Source organism: Neptuniibacter sp. QD37_11 (genome assembly GCF_047778105.1).
In the GTDB taxonomy this organism is placed as follows: Bacteria; Pseudomonadota; Gammaproteobacteria; order Pseudomonadales; family Balneatricaceae; genus Neptuniibacter.
Map to the genome: position 1 here is coordinate 923944 of NZ_CP180554.1, position 25479 is coordinate 949422.

Annotated in this window: 32 protein-coding genes; 7 read left to right on the plus strand and 25 right to left on the minus strand. The window is 43.7% G+C overall.

What is annotated here, in order from left to right; genetic code table 11:
* Window positions 1-241: 241 nt before the first annotated feature.
* From ACMXYT_RS23195 to ACMXYT_RS23280, 18 genes are all read right to left on the minus strand, one after another.
* Window positions 242-445, minus strand: coding sequence for a hypothetical protein (locus tag ACMXYT_RS23195; protein WP_415912791.1), 204 nt, complete (start codon window positions 443-445; stop codon window positions 242-244).
* A gap of 34 nt (window positions 446-479) precedes the next feature.
* Window positions 480-719 carry a hypothetical protein gene (locus ACMXYT_RS23200; protein ID WP_415912792.1) on the minus strand — a complete coding sequence of 80 codons (240 nt, stop codon included), beginning with the start codon at window positions 717-719 and terminating at the stop codon, window positions 480-482.
* 33 nt (window positions 720-752) lie between these two features.
* Window positions 753-941, minus strand: coding sequence for a hypothetical protein (locus ACMXYT_RS23205; protein ID WP_415912793.1), 189 nt, complete (start codon window positions 939-941; stop codon window positions 753-755).
* 681 nt (window positions 942-1622) lie between these two features.
* On the minus strand, window positions 1623-1997 hold the full coding sequence (locus ACMXYT_RS23210) for a hypothetical protein (RefSeq protein ID WP_415912794.1): 375 nt from the start codon (window positions 1995-1997) through the stop codon (window positions 1623-1625).
* A gap of 26 nt (window positions 1998-2023) precedes the next feature.
* A complete protein-coding gene (locus tag ACMXYT_RS23215) occupies window positions 2024-2239 on the minus strand; it encodes a hypothetical protein (RefSeq protein WP_415912795.1) in 216 nt (71 codons plus the stop codon).
* A gap of 17 nt (window positions 2240-2256) precedes the next feature.
* Window positions 2257-2454 (minus strand): hypothetical protein, encoded by a 198-nt coding sequence (locus ACMXYT_RS23220; RefSeq protein ID WP_415912796.1) that lies wholly within the window; start codon window positions 2452-2454, stop codon window positions 2257-2259.
* A gap of 17 nt (window positions 2455-2471) precedes the next feature.
* Window positions 2472-2678 (minus strand): hypothetical protein, encoded by a 207-nt coding sequence (locus ACMXYT_RS23225; RefSeq protein ID WP_415912797.1) that lies wholly within the window; start codon window positions 2676-2678, stop codon window positions 2472-2474.
* 33 nt (window positions 2679-2711) lie between these two features.
* Window positions 2712-3029 carry a hypothetical protein gene (locus ACMXYT_RS23230; RefSeq protein ID WP_415912798.1) on the minus strand — a complete coding sequence of 106 codons (318 nt, stop codon included), beginning with the start codon at window positions 3027-3029 and terminating at the stop codon, window positions 2712-2714.
* Window positions 3030-3325: 296 nt separating this feature from the next.
* Window positions 3326-3547, minus strand: coding sequence for a hypothetical protein (locus tag ACMXYT_RS23235; protein WP_415912799.1), 222 nt, complete (start codon window positions 3545-3547; stop codon window positions 3326-3328).
* A gap of 23 nt (window positions 3548-3570) precedes the next feature.
* Window positions 3571-3858 (minus strand): hypothetical protein, encoded by a 288-nt coding sequence (locus ACMXYT_RS23240; RefSeq protein ID WP_415912800.1) that lies wholly within the window; start codon window positions 3856-3858, stop codon window positions 3571-3573.
* Between the two features lie 104 nt (window positions 3859-3962).
* Complete coding sequence (locus ACMXYT_RS23245) at window positions 3963-4241, minus strand: hypothetical protein (protein WP_415913439.1); 279 nt, start codon at window positions 4239-4241, stop codon at window positions 3963-3965.
* Window positions 4222-4908, minus strand: coding sequence for a tyrosine-type recombinase/integrase (locus ACMXYT_RS23250; protein ID WP_415912801.1), 687 nt, complete (start codon window positions 4906-4908; stop codon window positions 4222-4224). The genes ACMXYT_RS23245 and ACMXYT_RS23250 overlap by 20 nt, the downstream gene beginning before the upstream one ends.
* Window positions 4909-5084: 176 nt before the next feature.
* On the minus strand, window positions 5085-5927 hold the full coding sequence (locus ACMXYT_RS23255; protein WP_415912802.1) for a DNA replication terminus site-binding protein: 843 nt from the start codon (window positions 5925-5927) through the stop codon (window positions 5085-5087).
* A gap of 97 nt (window positions 5928-6024) precedes the next feature.
* Window positions 6025-7902, minus strand: a complete 1878-nt coding sequence (locus ACMXYT_RS23260; protein WP_415912803.1) for an RNB domain-containing ribonuclease — start codon at window positions 7900-7902, stop codon at window positions 6025-6027.
* A gap of 320 nt (window positions 7903-8222) precedes the next feature.
* Window positions 8223-8855, minus strand: coding sequence for a DUF488 family protein (locus tag ACMXYT_RS23265; protein ID WP_415912804.1), 633 nt, complete (start codon window positions 8853-8855; stop codon window positions 8223-8225).
* A 59-nt stretch (window positions 8856-8914) separates the two neighbouring features.
* Entirely contained in the window at window positions 8915-9466 is a 552-nt protein-coding gene (locus ACMXYT_RS23270; RefSeq protein ID WP_415912805.1) for a hypothetical protein, read from the minus strand.
* A gap of 113 nt (window positions 9467-9579) precedes the next feature.
* Entirely contained in the window at window positions 9580-9852 is a 273-nt protein-coding gene (locus tag ACMXYT_RS23275; protein WP_415912806.1) for a hypothetical protein, read from the minus strand.
* Window positions 9853-9936: 84 nt separating this feature from the next.
* Window positions 9937-11193, minus strand: coding sequence for a DUF6638 family protein (locus ACMXYT_RS23280; protein WP_415912807.1), 1257 nt, complete (start codon window positions 11191-11193; stop codon window positions 9937-9939).
* Between the two features lie 104 nt (window positions 11194-11297).
* Here ACMXYT_RS23280 and ACMXYT_RS23285 point away from each other — a divergent pair, with 104 nt between their 5' ends.
* On the plus strand, window positions 11298-11897 hold the full coding sequence (locus tag ACMXYT_RS23285; RefSeq protein ID WP_415912808.1) for a hypothetical protein: 600 nt from the start codon (window positions 11298-11300) through the stop codon (window positions 11895-11897).
* A 136-nt stretch (window positions 11898-12033) separates the two neighbouring features.
* Here ACMXYT_RS23285 and ACMXYT_RS23290 read toward each other — a convergent pair whose 3' ends face one another.
* From ACMXYT_RS23290 to ACMXYT_RS23310, 5 genes are all read right to left on the minus strand, one after another.
* Window positions 12034-13944 carry an ATP-binding protein gene (locus tag ACMXYT_RS23290; RefSeq protein WP_415912809.1) on the minus strand — a complete coding sequence of 637 codons (1911 nt, stop codon included), beginning with the start codon at window positions 13942-13944 and terminating at the stop codon, window positions 12034-12036.
* Between the two features lie 16 nt (window positions 13945-13960).
* On the minus strand, window positions 13961-15085 hold the full coding sequence (locus ACMXYT_RS23295) for a hypothetical protein (protein ID WP_415912810.1): 1125 nt from the start codon (window positions 15083-15085) through the stop codon (window positions 13961-13963).
* Between the two features lie 73 nt (window positions 15086-15158).
* On the minus strand, window positions 15159-16226 hold the full coding sequence (locus ACMXYT_RS23300) for a hypothetical protein (RefSeq protein ID WP_415912811.1): 1068 nt from the start codon (window positions 16224-16226) through the stop codon (window positions 15159-15161).
* Window positions 16227-16344: 118 nt separating this feature from the next.
* Window positions 16345-17502: a hypothetical protein gene (locus ACMXYT_RS23305; protein WP_415912812.1), complete on the minus strand. Its 1158-nt coding sequence runs from the start codon at window positions 17500-17502 to the stop codon at window positions 16345-16347.
* An 87-nt stretch (window positions 17503-17589) separates the two neighbouring features.
* Window positions 17590-17925: a hypothetical protein gene (locus ACMXYT_RS23310; RefSeq protein ID WP_415912813.1), complete on the minus strand. Its 336-nt coding sequence runs from the start codon at window positions 17923-17925 to the stop codon at window positions 17590-17592.
* A 132-nt stretch (window positions 17926-18057) separates the two neighbouring features.
* Here ACMXYT_RS23310 and ACMXYT_RS23315 point away from each other — a divergent pair, with 132 nt between their 5' ends.
* Window positions 18058-19401: an HDOD domain-containing protein gene (locus ACMXYT_RS23315; protein WP_415912814.1), complete on the plus strand. Its 1344-nt coding sequence runs from the start codon at window positions 18058-18060 to the stop codon at window positions 19399-19401.
* Between the two features lie 65 nt (window positions 19402-19466).
* On the opposite strand, the gene ACMXYT_RS23320 is transcribed toward ACMXYT_RS23315, so the two are convergent.
* Both ACMXYT_RS23320 and ACMXYT_RS23325 read right to left on the minus strand, forming a co-directional pair.
* The gene (locus ACMXYT_RS23320) at window positions 19467-20102 is read right to left on the minus strand and encodes a hypothetical protein (RefSeq protein WP_415912815.1); all 636 of its coding nucleotides are present in this window, start codon (window positions 20100-20102) and stop codon (window positions 19467-19469) included.
* A 2-nt stretch (window positions 20103-20104) separates the two neighbouring features.
* Window positions 20105-20992 (minus strand): hypothetical protein, encoded by an 888-nt coding sequence (locus ACMXYT_RS23325; protein ID WP_415912816.1) that lies wholly within the window; start codon window positions 20990-20992, stop codon window positions 20105-20107.
* Between the two features lie 149 nt (window positions 20993-21141).
* Here ACMXYT_RS23325 and ACMXYT_RS23330 point away from each other — a divergent pair, with 149 nt between their 5' ends.
* The 5 genes from ACMXYT_RS23330 (at window position 21142) to ACMXYT_RS23350 (ending at window position 25462) form a co-directional block, all read left to right on the plus strand.
* Window positions 21142-21774, plus strand: a complete 633-nt coding sequence (locus ACMXYT_RS23330; protein ID WP_415912817.1) for a DNA-binding protein — start codon at window positions 21142-21144, stop codon at window positions 21772-21774.
* A 36-nt stretch (window positions 21775-21810) separates the two neighbouring features.
* Window positions 21811-22101, plus strand: a complete 291-nt coding sequence (locus tag ACMXYT_RS23335; RefSeq protein ID WP_415912818.1) for a hypothetical protein — start codon at window positions 21811-21813, stop codon at window positions 22099-22101.
* 10 nt (window positions 22102-22111) lie between these two features.
* Entirely contained in the window at window positions 22112-22735 is a 624-nt protein-coding gene (locus ACMXYT_RS23340) for a hypothetical protein (RefSeq protein WP_415912819.1), read from the plus strand.
* A 335-nt stretch (window positions 22736-23070) separates the two neighbouring features.
* A complete protein-coding gene (locus tag ACMXYT_RS23345; protein ID WP_415912820.1) occupies window positions 23071-25041 on the plus strand; it encodes a PAS domain-containing protein in 1971 nt (656 codons plus the stop codon).
* A 79-nt stretch (window positions 25042-25120) separates the two neighbouring features.
* Window positions 25121-25462, plus strand: coding sequence for a hypothetical protein (locus ACMXYT_RS23350; RefSeq protein ID WP_415912821.1), 342 nt, complete (start codon window positions 25121-25123; stop codon window positions 25460-25462).
* Window positions 25463-25479: the final 17 nt, after the last annotated feature.

Sequence of the window (25479 nt, forward strand, 5' to 3'; positions counted from 1 at the left end):
AACTTAATAAAAGGTGAGACGTTGGCCAGCAAAAACGTTATATAAATTCATCCTAGTAGAAAGGTAGATTTTTGCCAGAAAAACGTAACAGGGCATTTTTGGGGCAAAATCAACTCTAGCGGGTCTCATAAGCCAATTCGTTACATTACATTCTATCCCATTCTATATTTAACATAATCCACATTATGCGAAGTTAAGTTATTGATTTTTAAGAAGTTTCTATTGCGCATAAATTATGAAGTTATTCTTCAAACCCCATAATAGTGATCTCATCGACTTGCATATAGCCATCACCCCCGTGAGTCTGATCAAATCCAAATTTTAAAGCCACAACTCCTGTTAGTCGTTCGCCAAAAGAAAATTCACTGTGAGCATCACCAGCGGAAGTATCATCGGTAGCAAAATTATTGTATTCAATAAAGCCAGATCCATAGTTAACTGACAAAGTGATGTTTTGCGGCGTACGTCCGGGGACATAGTCACTGCCTATTTAGATCTTCTATATGCACACCATTAGAAGTTACAAAATAGTTATGAGATTCAGCCATGATATCGAAGGCTATGTCATGGGCTCGACCTATGGCTACCATTGAATCCACAATCGGCTTTACATGTAACACCCAGACAATAAGGCCACATGCACAGGCTCCAAAAAGATCCAACAACCAAATGCCTTTGCGCACTCCAAGGAATCCTTTCTCATTTAACCAGCTCTTCATAAGAGATCTCCATTTCCGTTAATGTCTGTGACGTTATGTTAAGCGCCAAGCTTCGTCCAGAATAATAAGGTCTTTTCCGGCTTTCTTACCTGCGAAAAACTTACCCCGTGGTAACTGGTCGCCCTTCTTTAGCTTTCTTCGCCAATCTTCAAAAGCGGCGGTTCTTTTTGACTCTTTCAGTGTCTTTTCAAAAGAGTCCGGTAGTGTTTGTGCTACTTCCACTGTCTGGGTTCTCATTTCCGTTAATATCAGAGGGGGGGGGATTGAAGTACTTCAATATACAATCACATTATCTAGAAAATCCTATAGGACCAAAATTGGATTATTAGTAAATAGTTCTCGGTAAATAATGTATAGAGAAAGTAAAAACAGTGGTATAGAGCTAAAAAACACAACTAACAAAAGAGCCTTATTAAGTGGCATCTTATCAAGATCTGGGCTCTCCTCTCTCCTTAAAGCTTCTTGAGGAAGAATGGACTTTTGAAGCCACTTTATTACGTATAATCCGATAAAGCCTGAAATTGCAACACTGAGACAACGAAGTAAAGCACTGACAAATTGATTTGTTATGTACACATCTAAAGATACGCTACTACTAGCCGACATAAGGAGGTCTAATGGTGATTGCAGCCCCATATTGAACCAAGCTAAAGAAGCTAAAATACACATCCCAATAACATAAATCGCTGAACAGAACGTTATTGCTTCCCAAGCGATCCAGCTGAAACTAATTGCTCTCATAAATTTACACTCGTGTATTAAGACAGTTTTTCATGGTTATATTTAAACACCCATTCCGTTAAATTATTTACGCACCAACGAGTACTTTTAGAATTCGATCAAACATGCTCGGCTCAATTCCGTGATTGTTTATCCGTTAAACCCAGCTTGTTAAGTCATACTCTATAAGCCTTGATCGGACACGGCTTTATTGAAGGCTGCTTTGATCCTCTCTTCGAGCTGCTGGAATGATTCGTTTTCTATGACGTAGAGACATGCACCGTCCATCGTCCAGCTCTTTGTTAAAGGGAACGCGTGTGATGAATCGGCAGATTTGATGTTGAAAACCACATGAGAAATCGTGTCCATAATACGGTCTATGTCTTCTGAAGAAAAATCGTACTCCGACCGTAACTTGCTGAGATTTGCACCTTGCGCTGAAAGGATGGCGTGAATGACCTCTAAATCTTCAGCAGCTAGGTCTGGAGCCTTCACCTCAATCATAGGTATTTGGTTACTAAGTAGTTCACCCAGTTGGTCTTTCGTTAATGTGGTCACGTTGTTTGATCCTTTCCGTTATTCTTTTAGTCAGTCTTTAAACCAGAGATTTGATCCAGTATCAGAACATGAAGGCGAGAAGCATCTGGGCTAGTACAACCTTCGGCCTCATAAGCAGACTTTGCCAACGTTTCTAATCGATTTAGGGCTGCATTCCATGCTTCCTCTGCATAGGCGGCTTCTGGGGAAACAGGACTAATACCCTTCTGTTCTTCCCACTCTGTATAGCTCTCATAGTCCATTTCATGCCCCCTTTCCGTTAAAGTTTCTTGTTCAACTCAGCATGCGAGCAACTTGTACCAGCCCGGTTCCAAAGAGACGTTAACTTTTTGGGCATTGGGATGAGGTTAATGATTGCAGAAGCAAAGAATATAGAGACAGCAGCCTCAGGTGTAAGGAGACCAGACAACATACCTGCAATTGAGATAGCAAAACCAACAATTAATATTGCATGCATTGCGAAATTCCTTTCCGTTAAACTGTGTGATACGCCAGCGTTTGACAAATTTCATCCCCAATTTTTCCTCGGGGGTAAATTGATCGAATCTTACGCTCTAGCTTTGGTTTGCTTGATGTAAGAGCTTCATGCTCTTGACCACGCTTCACCGATGATCGCCATTTGCGTAGAAGGCTTTGCTCTTGGCGTTTATAGCTATATCCAAGTTCTGACGCGTTACTCATAACCACCCCAGCCTTTCCGTTAAAAGTATGTGATTAGTTGATCAGATGAAAAAGACCAGCATAGGTTAAAGCCACAATAGCTATACCTAACCCACCATCGTTGGGTCGTGTCATCCCTGCAGAAATAGCTATTAAAGCACAAAGCAAGGGGGCAAGTTTCTGGTTGATTTCCCCTTCTGCGGTAAACAGCCACGTCATTTCTTCAATAAACGACACCCCCCCAAAAGCTATTCCGAGTTGCACTAATCCCACCTGTAACACCAAGAAGACAGGAATCGCTATCAGCGTCACAAACCCAAGTGACAAATCCTGGTTGCTGGTGACGGTTTTTTTTAGGGTGTTCGTAAGCATTTTCAATCCCTCGATCCTTTCCGTTAAAGTTTTATATCTATCAGCCTCTCATGGATCAGAGATCATGCAATAGGCTTATCAATTCTTTGATGAGTTAGTCTGTTCTCTCTACATGAACGGCGACTCGATACATGCCAAAGAACATAAAGAAGAATCCAGACCAACCTAAAGCAAGTAAAAAATACGAGTAAAGGGGGTAGCTTTTGAAATAAAAAATTAATCCAAATATACAAAGAGCAACTAAGTAAGTAGCCAAAAATAATCTATTCATTCTGAATAACACTTCTTTCCGTTAATTATTCTGCACTTTTGTATTTTTCCGGCATCGGCTTGGATCGAGCTTCAGAAGCGGCACTCGAAAGTGCAGGCCATAAAACAAACAGAACACCTAATACCGATCCACCCAAAACAACAATGTGCTCATAACCCATGATTAGATGAGCATATAAAGACGCAGCGATCAGCAGTACGGATGCGAGCAATCTCATTAATAATTTTAAATCTAACTTTAATTTCATTTTTCGCGATTTCCTTTCCGTGATTATTTTGATAAAAGAGCGTTAAATTGATTCCACAAACGCTCTCTCTCGACCACCTTAGCTGACTCGCCCTCTATCGCTGCAAATAGCCGATCATTTGGTCTTACTTTACCAATTGCCAAACTTACAGCAGCAAGCAGTTGGGGTTCAGTAAGCTCATAAGAGTCGATGGCTGATTGCAAGGAACTTGCTATTTCCCCACTGGCGCAAACTACATCATCCTTGGCTAGATCATCAGTCAGCGCTTTCTCAGGGATATGTGTAACCACAGCTTTTTCTAACTCACCCATTGGGATTCCTTCCTTATTTAGCCTTTATATATCCACCAGCATTTCACAGTTGATCGGCCATGTAACCAGCTAGTTAATGGCTTTATTGTAGTTCCCATTGGGAACTATGCAAGCCTTTTATGAATTAGTTTTTTGCCTTGCGCTTCTGACAATCGGTTAAATGTTTCAATGTGTGCCAAAATATACGGCGGCGTAACTCTTGCCCCCGAAGCATATTCACTAAGTTTGGATTTTTGGATCTTGAGAACCTTTGCTGCCTCAACCGGCTGCAGATTCCAATTATCCATGAATTCTTTTATTTCACTCAAATCAATACCATCTTTAGATCCGTTCCCAGTGGGAACAGTAGCACTTGTTATCCACCTAATCCAGAGCACAAGCATACATCGCCTTAACCCGTTCGGCCCTTACCTCAATATAAGGGATCGTGTGGGCTGGATCAGAGTGCCCCAACAGCCTAGCTACAACATCAAGTTCAACATCCTGAAGGCAGATCAGGTTGGTGGCAAATGAGCGTCTACCAGAGTGACTACTACAGCCCACCAGCCCGCATTTCTTGTATAGATTACGCATAGCCTGTTCAAGTGAATCTGAAGCCCAATAGGTACGAATCTCTCCAGTATCAAGCAAGCGTTTTTTAGGTTGCAGACTAAAGCCAGATCCACGGTTACTTAGGACAAGCTTACTATCAGGGTTTAGACCTCTATATCGTGAATAGTGAGACTTGGTACCAAGCTTTTTCTCAGCACGAAACATGACCCATTGATCCAAAACCCTTTGCAGGTTTTTATGGTGAAGCCATACAAGCCGCGTTCTATTAGATTTGGTAATTGATGCTGGCAATTGAATCTCTTTTCTCAAAGCTCCAGATGAGTACAAAACATCACGTACCCTCAATAGAGCAATCTCTGTTATGCGTAAACCGCAGCAATGAGAAAGCAGTAAAACAAGTTGGTTACGGAGAGGATTTTGGCAAACGCCAGCAACCTTTAAGGCGTGTTTGATTTCTTTAGGGTATAGCGCCCTAGCGCGATTAGGTTTGAGCGGCATGGTAGCTCCTATGTCAACAAATGTCCGATATTGGGATAAGTGCTGACATAGAGTGATTAGCCCCAGCCATCGTAGGCTATCACGTATTGTTAGGGACTTTCACGGAAAGTTGAATAATTGAAAACGCATTCTCCTGATTGTTTATCAAGTCAAAAGCAACGGTAATGGTGAAAACGTTATAGTAAATATTGATGAAGTCTTAAGCTTGGGATTAAGGGATTCTCGGAGATGCAACAATCCGAGCGCTTCTTGCGAGACCGTTCTTCAGGAGGTGTTGATGCTATTTGGTTTGAAGGGGGGTATTTATTATCCTGACCTAGAGGAAAGAAGATGGGTAGTGGTGCATTCATATTCTTGGAGAGGATTTCTTCGCCGTCTTCCCATGTAATGTACGCCCTAACAAGCGGAACCTGCTCTTGGACCTGAGCCAAATAATCATCAGGACTAAAGCTTGCCAGAATGGATAGCTGTGTTGAAATGTGTGGCAGAGAATAATCGAATTCCTGCAACTTGCTATAAGCATCGCTTACTTTCATCCGGCGTATACTTCGCCCGCTCGAATACCAATTAAACCGAACCTTGGTGGGCGCTTGGTCAAGTACCGGTATGTGGCGATAACACTGCTTTAGGTGAAGTCTTGCAAGGCCATGAGACTCCAGCGTCGTAGCGAGGAATTGAGCCCTCTTGTGTAAGATCTCATGGATAACAGAGGTACTACCCTTAAAGTGCTTAACGGTAGATTTGAAGTGATCTTTGGCTAAATTTAGATGGTTAACTAAAGGAATAACTTCAGGTGAAATGCCAATTAAGCCGGGAAGCTTTTGGGTATTTCGACCATCGCCTGCTGCAATATACCATATGTTTAATGACGCAGAGATTGCGTGGGAGGTGTCATCATTAATGCCATCAAAGGCACTGTGAAACACAGCATTGTTAGTGAGAAAAGCGGACCTAAGTGCCTCTAGTGCTGAAGAGAGCGCTTCAAAAGCTTCTAAAACATCTGTAACAGTTTTACTCATGTGCTCACCTAGCTTGTAATGCGAAACATAAGTACTGTATAAACCAACAGTGTCAAATGTCAAGAGACCACCTCCGCCCGGAGGTGGTATTTAAAAGTTAGGCTGCGAGATCTTTGGGGACAACTTTGCCATAGACTTTCATTTCACGGCGATTGATATGGGTTATTTCGATTGGGAGTTTATTGTAAATCCCTTCGTATACAACAACGTCACTTAATGTATCTAGCCCATCAGTGATGGTGATGTGCATATCTGGATCAACCAAATAAAACAGCATGTCTGTTTTATCTTTATGGATACTGAATGTCAGCAGTCCAGACTTAACTTGGCCAATATTGCTTTCCGCAAAAGAAACAAATAGATGCTTCATAAGGTTCCGCTTTGCGTGGGAAAGTTGTTTTAAGCGATAATCCATATTGTCAGCTTCCGTGCGTGTGACGGCGCTTGGTACCCTCCCCTCAATAAGTGCACAGAGCTGTTGGTGCGCTTTCATGTCACGATATTTCCTAATAGGCGAAGTGAAGGAGCAGTATGCTTTAACGCCCCTAGCAGCGTGCCCCAGAGGGGTTGGAGTAATCTCAGAGCCTCCACAAAGGTCCGACACTTCCTTTTGAAGAGCGGGCTTGTCTTTTAGGGAGAACATCACGTTGTAATAACCATTATTCCCTAAAATGTCGCTGTTGGTAAACTGCTGTGTAACACGTGAAGGCAAACGCCCTACCATTGACTTATTGAAGCCTGTGAACGAAGTGAAGTACGACTTCACATCATTGGCGTGCAAAAATGCAGCAACCAGCTCATTGGTAGATGTCATAAATTCCTCAACAATCTCATGTGATGAGAGACGGTCGGAACGTTTAATATCAACAACAGCGCCTTCCGTGTCGATCTCAAAGAAAATATCAGAGTAGTCAGAAGGGACACTTCGTGTTAAGCGAAATGATTTACTTGCATTAGCGGCGTCGCGAAGTGTGAGAATGTGTTCTGAAACTGATGATGGAATACCTTCAGTTGTGGCATGCTTGGTAATGCAGTGCTCAACCTCTCCGTAAGATAGCTTGCAGTGATTGCGCACCACAGCTCGCTTATAAGACTGCTCTCCAACGATCCTGCCTTGATGGTCAAGGCTGTATGAGACAACAGCAGCAAGGCGATCTGCGCCTTCATTTAATGAAAGGAAGGCCTCCGTATATTCGCGACAAATCATAGGTGAAACGAGCTTTGGGAGGTAAATGCTTTGACCATGCTCTTGGTAGATACTGTTAACATAGTGATCCTCACCAAAAAATGCAGATACATCAGCAATAGCAACAGAGACATTCCAGCCATTTTCAATAGCTTCAACATGTATTAAGTCATCAATGTCCACAGTTGTGGCTGAGTCGATACTGACGAACGGTGTTGCTGTAAGGTCTTCACGTTCTCTCAATTCCCGATTGAGGATTTCTTTAGCGCGCTCAAACTCTGCTGACTGAAGTGTATGTGTGGGAAGTACATTAAATTCTTCAGCAACCATCCTCCAAGGGTGTCGCGGATTGCTTGCTTTACATAAGACATCTAGTAGTTGAGCGGAACCCTGATGGCTAGGATCATCCCACGGGTGAATGGATACATCGACAGTCACATAATCTCCCTCCTCCAAGAAGGTGTGGTGCGCAGAAGTGTCGATTTCCATCCAACGACGACTAGGTGATCGGCAAAATTCAATGAAATTGGATCGTTTATGCCTACGAATAATGCCAGTCAAATTGTGACGATTAGATGCAACAAGACGTACTGGCTTGGCAATTGTGCTGCCATTGTTATCCATTAGTTTAGCTTCGACTGTATCACCATGGAGCAACTTCTCCATATCAGGGGGTGCGATAAAGTGGCGCTCTGAAGCGCTGACACGTAAAAAACCATACCCTTTGGAGGTTGCTTTGATTTGCCCTGTAACAGTCATTAGGGTCTGTTCTTTGTTGTTTTTATTCATAATTACAGCCTTAAAATCAATAAGAATATCTTATAACATTTATTAATGCTGTGTCCAGAGGCATTTCGAGCCGCCGAGAATAAACCTAATAAAATCAGTAGGTTGGTTAAATATTGCACATAGTCAAGATTCATACAAAAGAGAGGCATCTGCCAAAAAGTGGCTGAAGCCATGCGCATCGGGAGAAGACAGGACAATATGAATCCCTTCTGAAGAGACCTCTAGTATTCTGCAGGGGGTGAAGGTCGACTTCCCCTCCTTTTGGGATAGTTTGACGTACGCATTTTTTTGGAAAATAGCGCCGTTAAGTGGGCGTAGATTCATCTGCGATTTCTTTGGATTTTAAGCTTTTCTTGCTTATAGGTGGGGTTTACGTACGCATATTTCTTTATCTGTCGATCCAGTGCTTCGGATTTTAATTGCTCAAAATCAGAGAAAAGGTCTATATTGCCTGAGGTGTCACGGTATACCAGATCGTGAACTAACTCCCTCTGATTCAGTAGTTTATCTGCAGAAATAATATGTTCCATCTCGATATGGAAGTTCGTCTGCAAGTAATCGCCGATCAGTAGTGATCTGTGGCAGGTCTCAGGGTTGCGTTCTGCACATATCAGTGCGGCATTGATTCCATTATTAAGGGCTGCTATAAGATTATTGATCCCTTTTTGAAAGGGGGCTGATTGCGAAATGCGCTGGTAGTCTGCTGCGCCGCTTTGGCGGTCGTACAGGCTCTTGCTTTCAGGTCTTGCGCCAAGCAACTCACCTAGATCAGCATACTTAAGGCCATGCTCTTTCAGAAAGCGCGAGAACGCGACGCCATTATATTCTGGATTTACTTTGCTGTAGGGGTTGCTTCTCACATCTATAAGCAATTCTACATTAAAATGCGAGAGAATTGACAGGAGGCCTTTCGGGCTCCTGCCAGCATATCCAATCGAGAATAATTTGGTCATAACTGCCACATCAATAAAATAAGAATTATTATAATTCAAATATATTGCACGTCAAGTCACTAGTGAGGCTCAAAGGCCTGATTATCAAGCTTTTGCTCATGGCTGAGTGTCTTAATGTAGCTTAAAAAGGACTTGGCATCTTCCACATCTTGTAAGTCAATGCATTTCTGGTTCAGCCCTGAAAGCTCAATTGCGTCAGAAACGGCAGCCTCTTGATGGTACCGTGCATTCACCTTTTCAAGTATTTCCTCACCAAAGTCTTGGTCAAACTCAATCTGTAGTTTTTGCCGCCCGGTTTCTGGGCATGGCACTAGCAGTGGGCTGACAGACATGGGAGTAAATTCCTGAGAGAGGACTTTCTGATAAAAGCCTTTGCGGAAAATATCCATAGTCATGGCTTGGTGAATTTGGGCGTCAATGGTGATGGTGCGATTAAGCACGACACCGCCTTCGTCTTTAATATTGTCGTAAACGCGTGCAAAGTCCTTGCAATACGATTGACGGATAGCGTTAGCTTGATCTGCGCTTTTGGCAGACTGCGCTAAATCAGCATCCATGTCGATAATCAGTTTCGCAAGTTGGGACTTTGCTGCGAGCAGCTTCTTATTCATGTGCGAGTCCCTCCCGCATATTGTTATATCTATAATAATAATTAAATGGAAGGGTTTGTCAATGAGAAAAGCCCCTGCAATTTATTGTAGGGGCTTTGAGGTAATCGGATTAGTTAGAGAAACGGGCGTTTAAGGTCCATTTCTTTTTTCAGTTTTCTCATGTAAAGCCATTTGGCACTGAGCCAGCTCAGTACTACTGGGAGAATCAGCCAGATGTATAGGAGCCATTGAACCACAATGACCGCACCGTCCAGTTGATTCTCTGCAGCGCCAGATGCTACTAGGGATTCAGCAATTGCTGGAGTTACATAAGGTGACACTACAAAGCGCGCTACCACTGCCAGTACAATCAGCCAAACAAAATACAGTCCAATCAATTTACGCATCGTTCCGCTCCTAAGGTAATCTTCACTTATTATTATAATAATAAAAACAAGTAAGTCAACCCCAATGCTTAAATTAATGCCTGATTAACTCCGCATTTCTGTAATGTATGCAGAGCAGTCTGTAATGTATTTTACGACATACTCCCTATGCTCTTTCGGCCAAGATGTAAATTCCTGCTTAAATAAGTCGTAATTAAATACGAATTTCCTAAGTAGGGACATTGGCGTGTAGCGTACCACTAGATGATTAACGAGTGCTTTGTGTGCCCTCGCCTTCTTGCCGCTAGATATTTTGTAATTGTAAGGTCCAATTTCCTGAGCATCATCATAGAATCCATTAGCAACACTGTGAATCATGTCATTTAGCTGGTGGAAATGTTCAGGCAAGGAGTCATGATTCTCAAGGATTGCGCTGCGCAGATCGTAATCGGAAACCTCATCAAACTTAAGGTCACTGGAAAGTGATAAGTGCTCCATTAGGATGTGGCGCTGCTTGAGCTCGAACTGTTCCAGTCGCGCTGACATTTGATTGTCTGCCAGCTTTGAGATAAAGCCTTCCGTTTGAAGGAACTTAAATACGGCAGACGGGTCATGACCATCGATCCAGTTGACAGGGATATCTGTTGCAGGAACTTCATCTAGGTGAATAACGGCTGGTTTACCTAGAATGCCGGTTTTTGGGGTTTCTCTGAAAACATACAAACCGCCGAAGTGACTGGTAAACAGATTGCGAAGCTCATAGTCTGTATGAGTAGGCATCATGGCGTTAACACGGACATCGCCTAGTTCTTTGGCGAGTTCGGTCATTTCATTTAGGTAGTCATCGCTTTGCCAGTGATCGTTATCCTGCACGGTTGACTGGGACATTTTAAGAAGCTTCTCCCCTTTTGTAAGAAGCTTCTTGGGGGTGTCGATATCTACGCTTACCTTGCGTAAGTTCAGGATATCGTCAACATCTGTTACTACATATAGATTGTTTACTAACTCACCATAGACGGCATCCATGGCGGTTAGTGTCGTGAGTGCATCAATATTGTCTTTGATAAAGCTTTTAATAACATCGCCGTTAGAGGTGAAAGAGGGGTCCATGAGCTGGAGATGGATCTGGTCTACCGACAGAATGATGAAGCGCTTGTTGGTGCCGCCCTGATCTAAGTAGTCTTCACCCAGTATCTGGGCCACCTCTGGGGAGTAGCCGCTTGCATCAATGTGTAGTTCGGTAAGATTTACCGTTTTCCCGCACAGCGCTTCCAGCGCCCGATTGTAACGTGCAACCATCGTTGGCTGAGAGACATGTAAGAGATGTGTGGAAAACAGGTGTCGATTGATCATTTCTAGCATGGTTAGGGCCTATAAAACTTGAGTTGAATTAATATATGGTTTATTATTTGAAAAGTCAAGTTATACAACCATAAGGATCTTGTCGCATTTGGCAAGAAAGAGCAATGAAGAAGACGTTAATCAACATACTTATAGGCCCAGCGATAGCACTCTACTCCGCAGGTGCTGTGGCTGAACAATTTAATGAATTTAGCTCGATGAAAGTGATAAATAGTGCACAGTTTGATAGTGCTAAATCACAATATGTTGACGAAATTCAGACTCTGCCTATGGAATTGGTTGATGGCCTGATTGCGGGTGATCTCGTTAATGATAAGGCAGAAGACATGCCTCTTCTTTATCTGGCCAAAACAAAGACGACCTATGCACCCGATTATTTCTGGGGTGAGGTAAAGAAGTTAGATCGCGTGCTGAATCAAGCCCAGTCAAAGGATGAGAAAAATCGAGAGAGGGTTCGATACACCTTCTCTGACCCAAAAATGGCGTATTACGTATACGGAGCAACCGTTGCTTCAGTTAAGGACGGCCGTCCCAACATTCAGTTTGATGGCAACATGTACATCTTCAATAAGGGTAATGTGTTCCGTGTCCGCTATATGCGGGCAATGTCGGAGACCACGGTGGATAAGTTTCTTGAGACCATGTCCAGTGTGGCCGGGTATGAGATTAAGGCACCTTTCATGAAGGATGCATTCCTCTATTGATATGATTCAACGTTTTAGAAAACCGCCATCATCAGAGGCGGTTTTTTTATGCGTAAGTGTAGGGGTAATCTTTTTAGACAAATAAAAAGGCCACTCATTAAAAGTGGCCTTTACTATCTCATCAGCGAGGATCTGATTATGCAGTAGTGATTTTCAGTTCGTTGTTTAGACGATTGCGAGCCTGCTCCTGCAGTTTGGCGTTTCGTACCATCTCTGCAATTGCAGCCTCATCTGATTTATTCGCGTAACGGAACTCACTGTCAGCATAGCGGTTGATCTCCTGAATAATCATTTCAGGTGTCATTGGTTTACGCAGGTCCGCCAACATCTGCATCTTTTGCTCCCAAGGTGCGTGAACAAAAGTTTCTGGATTATCAAGGAACCACTCATCTGGCATCTTAAAGTCCATGCAGCGCATTTCAACCGCAGTTTTGATGTTGTTGATCGCACGGCCTGTAAAGCGCTCATCAGCCAGCTGAATGTTCTTCAGATAGCGACCCACTTTAGCCTGCGTATCAAAGACACCCCCTACTTCGGCCAACGTGTTTTCGTACACTTTCAGTAGTTGGTCTTCATGCGGTTTGTCATGCGCCTCGTAGGCACGTGAGATAATGTCCTGAACTTGCTGGGTGGCAAACAGATCATGATCTCCAATTGGCATATCTGATTTACGGCCAATCAGCAGGTGGAAGATGTCAATGTAATCCTCTAATGTCTGAGGTCCATCGATCAGGTAGCGGGCTCCCGCTCGCTGACGAAGGGCATCATCGACGTTTTCTGGGTAGTTAGAGAACATTCCAAACGTACAGTTTCCACGAATCACAGTACCCGTGCCTGCAAATGCTTCCATGAGTTTCGCGGTCACTTCCTGAGCGCCAACCGAGCTGTTCTTGTCGCCACGCTTACCAGCAATCTGGTCGATATCATCGATGGTGCCAAATCCGATAACACCTTCGTTCGAAACTGTGCGGATAAAATCGCCCGTTTTAGCAGCAGATTTACCCTGATAGCTGTCGATCGTCTCAGAATCCAGATTCTGATAAACAAATGGGTAACCTGCCCATTCACAGTATTCGTTCAGCAGGCCTGCCATCATCTGGATCAGCGTGGTTTTACCGGTACCCGGATTGCCATCACCCATGAACGTGTAAGCGAATCCGCCTAGCTCTACGAATGGATTCATACGGCGTTTGAAGTCGTATGCTAACAGGATGCGCGCTTGCTGTTGCGCCTGATATTTAGCAACGCTGTTACCGATCACCTCTTCCGGTTTTTTGAATTCCATCACAAGCTTCTGAGCTTTCACACCTGTTGCGCGGTTAAAGCCATCAATATCAAACTCATCCGCCTCTACGCGGTATGTGCAAGCTTCAAATTTATCCAGATGCGTCATGCCTTCGCGACGTACCAAAAGATCATCCATCAGTTTGTGAGCATAAGAGGAAACCGTATTCAGGAGATCGGCATCATCTTTAGCATAGTTCTTGATAGACATATCCAGACCGATCAGGATCTGCTTGCCGAAGTCCACTGGCTGATAGATATCCAAGCGTGAAGGCACATCAGCACGAGCGTCATGAGAGGCGTCACCCAGCTCGGAGCATGCGTGATGCAGGTAGTTTGCAAAAACAAAACCACTGATAATGGACTGGGCTTTAATCAGTTCTTTAAGCTCAGCGCGGTCGTTGTCAGTAGCAGTATGGTTTTTCATTTTATTCTGAAGTTCATCAGCACCAGAATATTGGCTGAACATTCGAGTCACTTCAATGCCAATCGCCAAGCCACGGCGAATAGCGCGAATCACACCGTTCTGAACGGCAGTAGGTAGTGAATCAGTTTCGGTAATATTGGTAATGGTTTCACTCAAATAACCAATTTCAGTACGCCCGCCACCGGTTGAGCCACCCCGGACGTAGGAGCGATTGATGCCATCACCCTCAGTGTTTTCCATGGTTGCAGTAATTTTGCCTAGCAGGCTGTCCGCAGACATATAGCGCTTAGCAATTTTTGATTCATCAACTTCAATTAGGTTTTTATTCTGTTCCATTTTTTATTTTCCTGTATTACATGTAAAGAATTTTGCCGGTGTCAGATACCACATAACTGTTATAGTTATTCAGCGGGTGGTCTGGCTGATCGTTCAAAATCTGGAAAGCACGGTAAGGGATAATCATCGCCTGATAGATTTCAGAGGCCCCTTTATCTGCTGCCTTAGATTTTGTGTCCAAAAGATACGATTCACGCTGCTGGCCTTTAGCGCCGAAAGACCAACTACTTGAGTTTTCAAGGCGCGTGCCTTTGGAGAGCACCACTTCTGTAGCCCACTCCATCATCCAGTCTTCATGGGTATCGCTCAGATTCTGAATGATTTGCTCGATGGCATCCTGATGCTGTGTAATCCCACTAATGGAGAGTGGTCCGATATGGATGCGTTTAAGGTATTTCGGGTGAACAAATGGGAAATCCTGATCAATACTTTCCGCAATTTGGATCATGCGAAGTGATGATAGCGATTGTGCCACCAGATATTCTGCCAGATCCTGATATGACGGATCACCTTCACCGCTGTGCTCAAACATCAGGATGTAGATATTAGGGAAGTTGTTACGATGATCGTACACCGCCCAGTGCGCAAGGAAACGACGGTTCCCATTCTCCTCCCCCTTGGGTAGTTCAAAGAACTCTGCAGGGTTAGTTTTTAGGAAGAACTTATCAATGCCCATGTCGCGCAAGAACTTCAAGTAAAGCTGCTCAGATATCTGAAGTTGAAGGTCTTTATCAACGTGTTTGTATTTAAAGATGCCGTCAACAAGCTGGCCTTTCAGCTCTTCGATATTTGGCTCCGCCTCCATTTCCTCAGCCTTAATGATATCAGTTTCAAGGGTGCGGATGTGATGGCTTACCGGAAAACCTGATTTGGTGATATCAAGTTCAAGGTTTCGGCAAAATGAGTTATCAACGCGTCCGTTCAGAATAAAGCGCATGCGTAGGGCTGTAACAGTATTCTTTAGGCGTTTGACGTGTTGAAAAGTTAGCTTATCTTCCTGAGTAAGTGAGGTGTCATCTTTTGAGGACTTCTCAGAGAGTGTCAGTACGAGGTCGATAATGCGATCCAGCTTTTCTAGGTAGTGACTGGAAAGCAGTGGATCATTCACCTTAATGTCAGGTGCGGAACCAGATGTGGTCATATATATAACACCATAAATTACATCGGAAAAGTTGAGGCCCGTAAGGGCCCCGGCGAAAATAAGCTAAAAGGAATTAGCTCTTTTTAAAATCGCGAGACTGCAGGCGCTCTAGAACGTCGCCGAACTGTTGCTTGTAGTTTTCATCGAAGCGTTTCTGTGCGTCAGAGATCTGCTCTGCCTTAGCGAAACGTGCATCAAAGCTTTCCAGCATATCCATCATGCGGTTATCAGAAGCTGCCCCCATGTTGGCCATCAGCTGTTGGCCTTTATCATCAAAATCATTACCAATGTGGTCCAGATCATGCGCAGCACGCTGCTGTTCAGATACTTTGATGGAGTCAGCTAGTGCAGAGAACTGCTTGATACGCTGAGATGTATCCAGTTCCAGCTTCTGAATCATGGTTTTCTGGTTTGTCAGCTGGCTCTGCAGAGAAGACAGGTAAGTCTCGTTAATCTTCGCATATTTTTCCAGAGACTGAGACTTGGCGGACTGGATAGTCTGCTCGCGCTCAAGTTCTGCCAGTTCATCTGTCAGCTTCTTCAGGTCTTCTTCCAGCTGAGTGCGTTCTGCCTGAGAGTCAGCATCTACACAAGCTGCAATCTTATCTTGCGCTTCCAGAATGGTTGGTTTTAGTGCTTCAATTTTACCTTTCAGTTCTTTCAGAACTTCAGCGGCTTTCTTGTTCTCAATAAGTGTTTCTTCCAGCTTGGCGGAGATGATTTTCTCCTGATCTGTCAGTACCTGCTCTTCATTTTCCATAATGGAAACAATGTTCTGTGACTGCAGTACCAGATCCTGAATAACTTCATCGAAAGAAGCGGAGCGAATACGCTCCATACGCATAGCTGCAGCTTTTTTCTGGTTGAATACTTTTACGACTTTTTCCAAACCTGTGTAGTGGCGGATACCGTCCATATTGGAGAGGCTGGAAATAGTCTCATCCAGATCGGATAGGGCCAGAATCATGTTTTCTTTCTGGGCGTTTGCCAGATTGGTTACATCTTCCAGCTTTGCAGACTGAATCGCAAGAATGTCATCATTCAGCTCGCGAGTATCAACGGACGTGATTGCTTCAGAAGCGCTGTTGACAGCAGACGTAAATTGAGTATGGCTCTGAGTCGCTTGGGACAAATCCATCATGGTTGTTGTGCTCCGGTTTTTATTAATTTGCAAGCTAATATAACGCTTTTTAAAATTAAGTCAATACATTTCTATTATATTAATTCATGGGCCAAAGAGGCCCATTAATAAAAGAGAATTAAGCGGGTGTGGGTTCGCCAATATGGTCCTTGTTGAGGACAAGGTGGGGTGCGCGCCCTCTTACAAAATCGTAAGTATTGAGTAGTAAGCTGGATATGGCGCCAGAAACTGGAGCGTCACAAGTGAGGTCAGCGATCTCACGCGGATTGCTGAAGCCACTTACTCCGGCGGGAAACTTGCCTTTGGCGATAAACTGGAGCTTGCAAAGTAAAGTCGTAAGTTCAGCATTTTGCTCAATTGCAGGGTTGTTTAATACAGCACTGCGGATTGCCATAGCTGTCGCTTTAAGGGTGTCCTCATTAATCCTGTAGTCACTCGTGGGCGAAGTTGGATGGGATGTGTTTTCAACGACTGTAGGGATGGCGTCAAGATAGTTAGGACTGTCTGGAGTCCAGCCTTTAAAGGCGCTGAGTGTATCTTCGAGATCCTCCATTTCACCGCTTACAATCGCATCATAAATGATGTCAGGTGACTGGATCAGTACTGCTCCCAAGAGCTCTTCTACTCTTAAATCTGGATCATCATTACTAGAGAGTCCAACTTCTTCGAGAGCATTGAAGATAAAATCATCATAATCATAATGATGTTCGTCGAACGTCTCTCTTAGTCGATTGATTTGCTTATCTATGTAGTGATGGAAGCCCGCCATATCTTCTTCAGGCACTGTAGTAATGAGATGGTGGTAGCTTTGGTTTGCCTTTTCCCATGTATCGAAGCTAATTTTCCGGCGAATGTCATCAAAGCGCGAGCTTGAAATATCTGGTGTGGATAGCTCAAGCGGGTGCTTGATGTCAGATATGGTGGAGCTGGCGTAGATTTCCTCAAAGGATCGATAAACTTTCCCCTTGTCGACATCTACATAGTGGTACTGAAGTGGCGCGTCTTCCCTATTCTTCATATGTATACCAGCAAGGTCTGTGCGAAGTGCAACCGGAACCAGCAGGGATTGATCTCGTGGATCGGATCGCCCAAATGGGAAGGTAATGAGTGGGTGTTTGGAGGCCTCGGACATCACAACTTCCCAAAGCGGACGTTTGCTAAGTAAGTCGCTCTCAATGAAGTAATTCGTGTCTTCATTGCATGTGAGAAGGTACTCTCCAGCTCGACAAGTACCTGTGTCTAACGTTATTAGCATGGCTTCACGGAGAGATTCCACAGTGAAGTCCGGTGTTTTTAATGGGAAAGCTTTCTTCAGCATAATTAAAACCATCGGTATGTTTAGTTTTAATTATTATAACATGAATTACTGTTGCAAAACCATCTCTTCAAAGCGAGTTCGGCGAGGTATTGTGTATATCTGATGAGGTTCGAAAGGTACACCCATAGCATGTAAGAAAGCAGAGCTATGCCCGGCTTTTTTTGCGTCACTAATTACGCGACGCAGGAAGTCGTCAAATGAAGCGGTGTTAGCCATGTGGTCCATTTGGCGGAACTTTGATGGCAAAGCCTTGCTGCAAAGAATAAAGTGGGAGAATTCACGCTCGCCCGTCTCGGTGCAGACAAAAAGAGGTATGTCTAAGGAGGCGCACTCTTCGGCCAGCTTTTTCAGTATAGGCTCAATGTTATTTGTATTGGGCATAATCTAATATTAAAACGTTAATTAAGCATAATTATATGCTTAAAACCATTCTGCGTAAAGGCCGCGACAATACTTGCGTTTTTAGATAATTTGCATTATACTATAGCTAATGTAGAAATAAGGAATAAATGAATGAGTACTTTAATGCGTGAGCGTTTGGAATCTAAAGGTATTGAATATAAGGTTTATCCTTGCCGTCAGGACCTTTCTGCATGTGTTGGTTTTTCCTCTAAGCGCCTTGTTTCAGCATATTTAAATGTTGGTGGTCGGAAGGTACAGCTAATCTTTCCAGCCTCAAGCATGCTGGATATCAAACGTTGTAGCTCTATCTACGGGGAGTCAGTAAAGCTTATGCCTCGTGAAAGGGTGGAGTCCCAGATTTCTGAAAGGCTGGGAACTTCGGTTCTTCCAGACTTTATTCTCCGCCTAGGTGGTTTTGAAACTGTTGTTGATCAGGCTGTATCTAGCATGTCGCGCATTGATATTCTGCAGGAAGATGGCAGCATGTTGCGTATTAGTGGGGCAGAGTTATGGGACTCCCTTCCAGACGAAAGTCGAGGTGGTGAACTCACTATTCCTGTCGCTAACTATATGGAGAGTGTGTTAGCAAAAGATTCTTTGCTAAAGCACAAAGCTCGGGATCAGGTTGATTCCTGCACTGAGTTTCCTGCTTTCCCTAGTACAGCGATGCAAATCGTTAGGTTGCGAATGGATATCGATGCCGGTGTGACTGAGTTGTCTGATCTGTTGAGAAGCGACGGCCCCCTCTCCGCACAAATTGTTGGGTGGGCTTCATCCAGTTATTATGCGGCAAATGGCGGTGTAGCAGGTATTGAGGATGCGATTAGCCGGGTACTGGGCTTTGATCAAGTAATTAATTTATCCATGCATCTAGCCATCCATAAGCAATTTAACTTTGAAGACAATGAAGTCTTATCTAAGTACTGGCGCGAGTCCATTATGACTGCGATAGTGGCTGAGATGGTGGCAAAAAAAATTGATATGCCAGAAGGGGCTACTGCAGGGTTGTGTTACCTACTTGGCTTGCTGCATAACTTTGGTGATCTACTGGTTGCTGAATGCTTTGAGAATGAGTACCACAGGATTGAGGAGTTGGTGCTTGAGAACCCTCACCTCCCTCGCGGCATAATTCAAGCGGCAATCATGCACACTACACGTGGTCAGGTCGGCAGCTGGTTGTGTCGGAACTGGTCATTGCCTGAGGTGATCTGCCAAGGTATTGCGCTGGTGGATACTCCTGAGCAGGAGGGTTCTGATCCAGCAGCAGTGCACATGTCTAAAGTGGTGAGATTGGCGAAAGCAATTCTCTTTAATCTCGACATGAGCAAAGAGGCGCCAGAGAAAGATGATAAGTTAAATGTCTCTTTAGGGGTTCAGCCTGTTAATATCATGGAGATTAAGGAAGCCATCAGAAAGAAGGCGCCTGAAATTGAAGAGCTCACTAAACTCGCTTAAAAAGAAGGGGCTTATACTCTCGGGTATAAGCCTTTTACATTTATAGGATTGCAAAGGCAGCATGGTCAACTAAGTGAAAGTTCATGCTCCATACCAACTTTCTTACCTAGAAGTGCTTCCCTTGCATCATTCACCAGCAAGTTAATCTTTTGCACTCGTGGAAGGTTTTCGCGCCATCGTTTTACCTCGGCGCTGTCTGGGCCGGTACCTGATGGCAGTGTTACCTGCCCTTTGTCGTGATTAAAGACCACGGATGTCCCAGAAGAGAGCTCGAACCCCATATTTTTGGAAGCATCTAATAATGACTTTATCTCTTTAAACTTTTCACTGTAGTGAACCCCGATTTTAAAGAAATCCGCATCCGTCAATGATGCATCTAGTTCTCGAAGTTCGTAGCTGATCTTAAGTGCTGCATAGTCTGAAAATTCTAGGCCGTAAGTGCCATCAGCAGAAAGGTTAATAGTGAGGGCGTCTACGCCTTCTGGATTATGCTTCTCAATCAATTTTGATACTAATCCGTTCAACTCCAGCAGTGATAAAATTTTATTCAACCGGCGTGATGCGTCTGAAAGTAAAGCGTTGGTCGGCCTCTCACCCGTGCGAGTTAAAATCTCATCGTAAGCCAGCGCTTCGATAAGGGTTGTCCTCCTTAATGCCTGAGCTACCGCTTTATTAGGCTCTTGAGTAAATAGTGCTTTCAACGTTAAAACTCCATGCTATTGTCGGAGGTGTTATCAATCGTAATGTTCTCAAGGAGATATGTCCTTGCCTGCTCTGGTGTGGAGATTTCAGGCAAATAAGGGCTGATCTGCTCAATCGATACAGATATGCCATCGATACTGCTCAGCGTCTCCTTGATGTTTTGAGCATGAGCTGCAGGTAAATCAATGGATAACTCGCAGCCATCCACGCAAACATAAACTTCTGTGTGGTTAGCGTGCTGAATACCATCGGAACTGAGTTTATCTGACAACCACGCATTCATGTGATTAAGTGCTGGTATGTTGGCAGATTGCACTACAACCTTTGAATCCATAACAGGCTCTAGAATACTACGAAGCTTGTCCAAGACCGGCACAATCGGCTCTCCATGGCGCTGCAGGTGAGTGGCGTACTGGCGCTTCAGGTCTTGAGTTGCAATCTCAATCATCTCATCCCAGCATTTCTGGGACAGATGGGAGCTTAAAATAGGTTCTGCGTCGACATATTTCAGTAAGCCCGAGTCTCGCATAACTTCCAAGGATGAAATAACATCCTGCTCGGTTGTTTTATTGAAGTAGACCTCTAGCAGGTCGCCTTTTATGAAAAACATATAAGCATCTTCATTCAAGCCAAGATCTTGAATGCCACTTTCAATTGCGTGAATATTATCATGCGAAGCGGCATCTGCAAGCACGCTTGTCAGCACTCTGTTACAGGCTCCCTCATCCAGTTTTCCTGCCACTTTACTCTGAAGGTGAGTAAATTTCTCAATACTGTCAAGATGACTTAGTGTCCCATCGATCCCATCGGAATCATAACTAGCAATTGTCACAAACAAGTTACCTAGACGCTTCGCTTCTGGAAGCAATCCTGAGCTGGCCAATCCCATAATATAGACCCTAAATTTTTATTGTTTTTTCTATTATAACATGAATTAATGAGCAAGGTAACTGCCATCACGCCGAGGTCATTGAGATTGCGTTTTGGTTTTTTTGTTGTATAGTGTAATTTTACACAGTTCTACATCTGAGATGCAAAATGACGAAATTAGGAACAGCGCCCAGTTCAAGAGAGATTGAAATCTTTGAGGCTTGCAGTGAGATACATGCGCAAGGATTGTCGGTCAGCGCCATTTCGGTACGAAATAAGATTGGTGGCGGGTCTTTCTCCACTATCTCTCCTGTGGTTAAGGCATGGAAAGAGAAGCAGAAGGATATAGAGCTAGCTAATACCGCGGTTCCAGATGAGGTTATGAATGAACTCCTTCCTGAGCTCCAAGGCTTACTTCACCGTGTGTGGCATGTAAGCTCAACCAAGCATAATGCATTAATGCAGTCGCTTATCGGGCAGCAGGAATCAAAACTTAAAACGGTGGAGGCTGATTCACAATCACTGGAAGATGAGGTGGTTCGTCAGGAAAAGCTCATCGACAATCTAACTAAGCAGCTAGATGAAAAAGCTCTCCAGCATAAAGAACTAGAAGAGAAGGTTTCAGTGCTGCAGGAGGCACAAAATGAGTTGGTGATCGCCAAATTCAAGTTACAGGATCAGGGAGAAAAGATGGCGCTTGTGCAATCACAATTGGATGAAGCAAGGCACTCGCAGGAAGATGCTCTACGCAAGCTCCATATCGCCGAAGGGAAGCTTGAGGCATTAGAGGAACAACATTGAATACTGAGGGGTAATTTAGTATTATGAAAAATAAAAATGCTAATTTACCTACTCGGAAAAAAAGAACTCTTCTCTCTTGGTTATATCAGTGCTGCGCTACCAGAAGGTATCACAGTATTGTACGCCAATAATCCCTCATTTATCTTGGGCTCAAAAGCTGCAAAGATCTCGGCTTTATCCTCGCCTGCTGAAATCCTGCTGCCAAAAATAGAGAGTGCGCTAAGGCAGCTCGAAAAACATCGCTCTGGGCTTCCCTTTTACCTCCCTCAGCAATCGGAAGTATCGATGAAACTGAGCCAAATGTTGCGGGAGTCAGCGCGTGCTTAATGACCACGAGGTGTTATTTTTAATGTTGATAGGTCGTGGTGGTGTTTCGCCCTTAATCAAACACTATAGAAACAATAGCCATAACATAGGCATTTGTCCGTATAGGGCTATCGCTACGCAAAGTGAAGGACCTTCCCTTTTACTTAGGCGAAGAATGGTAGAGGAATTGGTTAAGCTTGATGCGCCCTATATAAATGGATTGCACAACCGGCTTAGCATTCATGTTTTGATGGTTTTAACTCCGCTGCTTAAAAGGCTATTTAATAATTGCCACGATAATAGCCAGTTCACTGCTTGGTTGAAGCAAAGTATAAAAAATAGGGATGAAGACTGTCTTAGAGAGTTGCTGGCGATAGAGGATATCAATAGCTTATCAGCGAAAAGTACGGTGGCGCTTTTAGACCTATCAGCTATCAAGGTGATTGATGCTTGTCATGAAAAACAAAGCTCATCAATAAAAGTCTATCGAACTGCCGTGCTCTCTGCAGGTATAGAGCCGCAGATAGTTAAGCAGCATATTGATTCTATTGAGGCGTTGATAAGAGAAGAGGGTTGGACAGAAGAGTCGGCATTTAATGCCGGTATTGAGCAGCTAACGGCTATTCTAAGTGAAGCAAAACAAGCGGTAAAATAAAAACGTTATAAATATTGCAAAGAGGATTAATCATTGTATAATGCCTCTCAAGATTGACCTAGTGGCATTACCACTTGTAACTTAAGTATGAATAGAAAATGTTTTTTGATCTAAATAATAATTTAGAGGCCCGCGGCCGCTTTAGCCTCAATGATGTTAAAGGCAGTGTATTTAGCGCGCCTGAAATTCCTAACAAAAAGGCGCAGTTGAGCGTTAAGCCAAGTTGCACGCCCCCTTCCCTTCATCGCCATACGGTTAAGTTGAGTAAATTAGCATTATAGGGTTTCTGTGATATAATCCCCGCTCCTTCAAAAGAGCATAGTAGATGAGTCACAATGCACGCAGCGCCAAGCTTTACTGCCTACAAGATTAAAACAACTGTTCTCATTGCTTTATCTTTCCTCCTGTCTGGAGGATTAACATGGTGGTACTCGAATGTTCAAAATGACGAACTGTTGTTTAGCTACCAGATCACAAAGCTTGAGGACAAGATTGATGTCATCAAACACTTCTCGGAAAGAAGTATAAAGGATCAGGCTCAGCTAATCTCTAGGCACTATGACGGCATAAGCAGTTCTGGTATTGATGCAGCAGAAATAGAGGCATATCAGGCGCTTGCCAAGGCTTTGAAGGTGCCTTACATTGACCTGATAGTGCCAAATCACTACTATCGGTACTCGCAAGAGTACGTGGATAGTCCTGACTTCACGGTGCACTCAGAGCCAGCCAAGGCCTACCGAAAACTGTCCTCGTTTTTCCGATACAATGAAAAGGGCTATACTCTCGCCAAAAACCCCAAAACGAGTGAGTTCGCTTTTGCCTATCAGGTCAAAGATGAAGGGAGGAAAGCAGATGCCTTCTTATTAATACCCGCAGATGAGAGTTTGTATTTCCCGAAGGAGATTTTTGAAAACTCTACCGTTGGTGCATATTTGTTGGGAAATGAAGTAAGTATTACACATAAAACGCGATCTTCTTTATCAATATCAAGCTTCACGCATTTCACCCTGTCAACTTCAACCCGTACTCCAATCCGCGACATAACAAAATTAATCGCTGCAGCTAAGGGGGAATTGGTAAAAGAAAAGAGCTTTAAATTTGTTGCACACAGTGGTCTTGATAAGTATGCAGGATTAATCACTACCCTTAATGGCACTAAGACATTGATTATGTTAATCGAGCCCATGGCTGTACTCCCTGTCGCGCATACACAAGGTGAGGCGGCTTATTATGCTCTGGCTTATTTTGCATTAGGGTTATTTATTGTGGCACTTTCGGCAATGATTGGGCGCGTACATTTAACTAAGCTATTCGGAAAGGTCACTAAGAAAGTTGAAGAGTCAGTAGCCGAGGGGGCGTGTATCAGTGTAAATTACCCGCATGTCGATGAAGTCGGTGAAATGCTTTATGTTATTGAAAGCAGCCTCAATGGATTAATCAAGAAAGGTATAGCTAACAATAAAGTATTAAAGGAAGCTAGAGCTGAGTATGACAGTGCTCTAAGTCTGCGGAAAGTGGTTTTTGATCTAGCCTCTGCGCCTATGATAGTGCTTACGCAGGATTATGTAATATCTGAGGCGAATCGGAAAGCTGTCTCGTTCCTTGGAAAGGATAAGATAGATTTAATTGGGCAGTCACCAAGCATATTCTTCTTGAACTATGATGAATTCCTAGAGGTAACTGCTGCCATGTTGGGTGGGCGTGAAGGAAGCCGCTGGAAAGAAGTCATTCATATTAAAAAAATTGATGGAAGCCCTGTGTGGGTGCAGATCGAAGAGCGTCCATATTATGAGGCTGATAAGGTTGTTGGGTATGTCTGGGAGTTTAGGGATATGACAGAAACGCGCGCCTTGCGGCAGTCCATATATTTACAAAACCAGATTTCGCAGACAGGCGTGTATATCAAAGTGACTGAGTTTCTAACGTCGCTTGATCGTGAAATTAGTCGATCAGTACGTGTTAAAGCTGTGGTTACGGTACTCTCGATTGATTTTAAAGGAAAGGCAAATGTAGAACTATATCAATTGGCAGAGGTCGCTAAAAACTCACTCCGCTCTAGTGATTTCTGTGGCTACTTTAATGGTGATTCAATCGTTATAGCACTGAGCGAAACGGAAGAAGAGTCTTTTAATAATTTGACCCATCGAATGACTGCAGCCTTCCGAGAGGCTGGACTGTATTCATCAGTCACGGTTTTTTATAAGTTCGCTACAACTAAGTCAAAAGTAACATCCGAGGTGCTCTACCAGCATTGCCTAGAGGGAGAACAGAGTAGCAAAATTGGCATAACAAAAATCTCAGTGTAAGGTGCTCGAAAGCGCCTTATGACTTGCATGCCTTCTCTTTATTTATTACTATAACAGTAATTAATAAAAAGAGAAGATCATGAGATATATTGATGCCTTGCTAGAGGATTATGGGATCACTATCTCCCTTGAGGCAAGAACTTCACACTGGGGTGCCTTGGGTGAACTTTATTTTATGGGAGGTGAGCCAGTATTTTGGATCAATCCCATTGAGCCTGATGACAAGAAGCTTTGGGCTAAGGCTGTTTTGCTGGGTCATTTTGTTGAGCATTGTGAGAGTGGCCTGATTCAGGATAGTAGTTATTCGCTTGTAGGGGTCCCTATTAATTCCGACACTGAAGAGTACCGCCGTTTGGAAGAGGCTCAGCGCTACGCAAATAGCATCCTAAAAGAAGCTGCCATTAAAGAATATTCAAAATAACAAAGGAAAGAAACTTA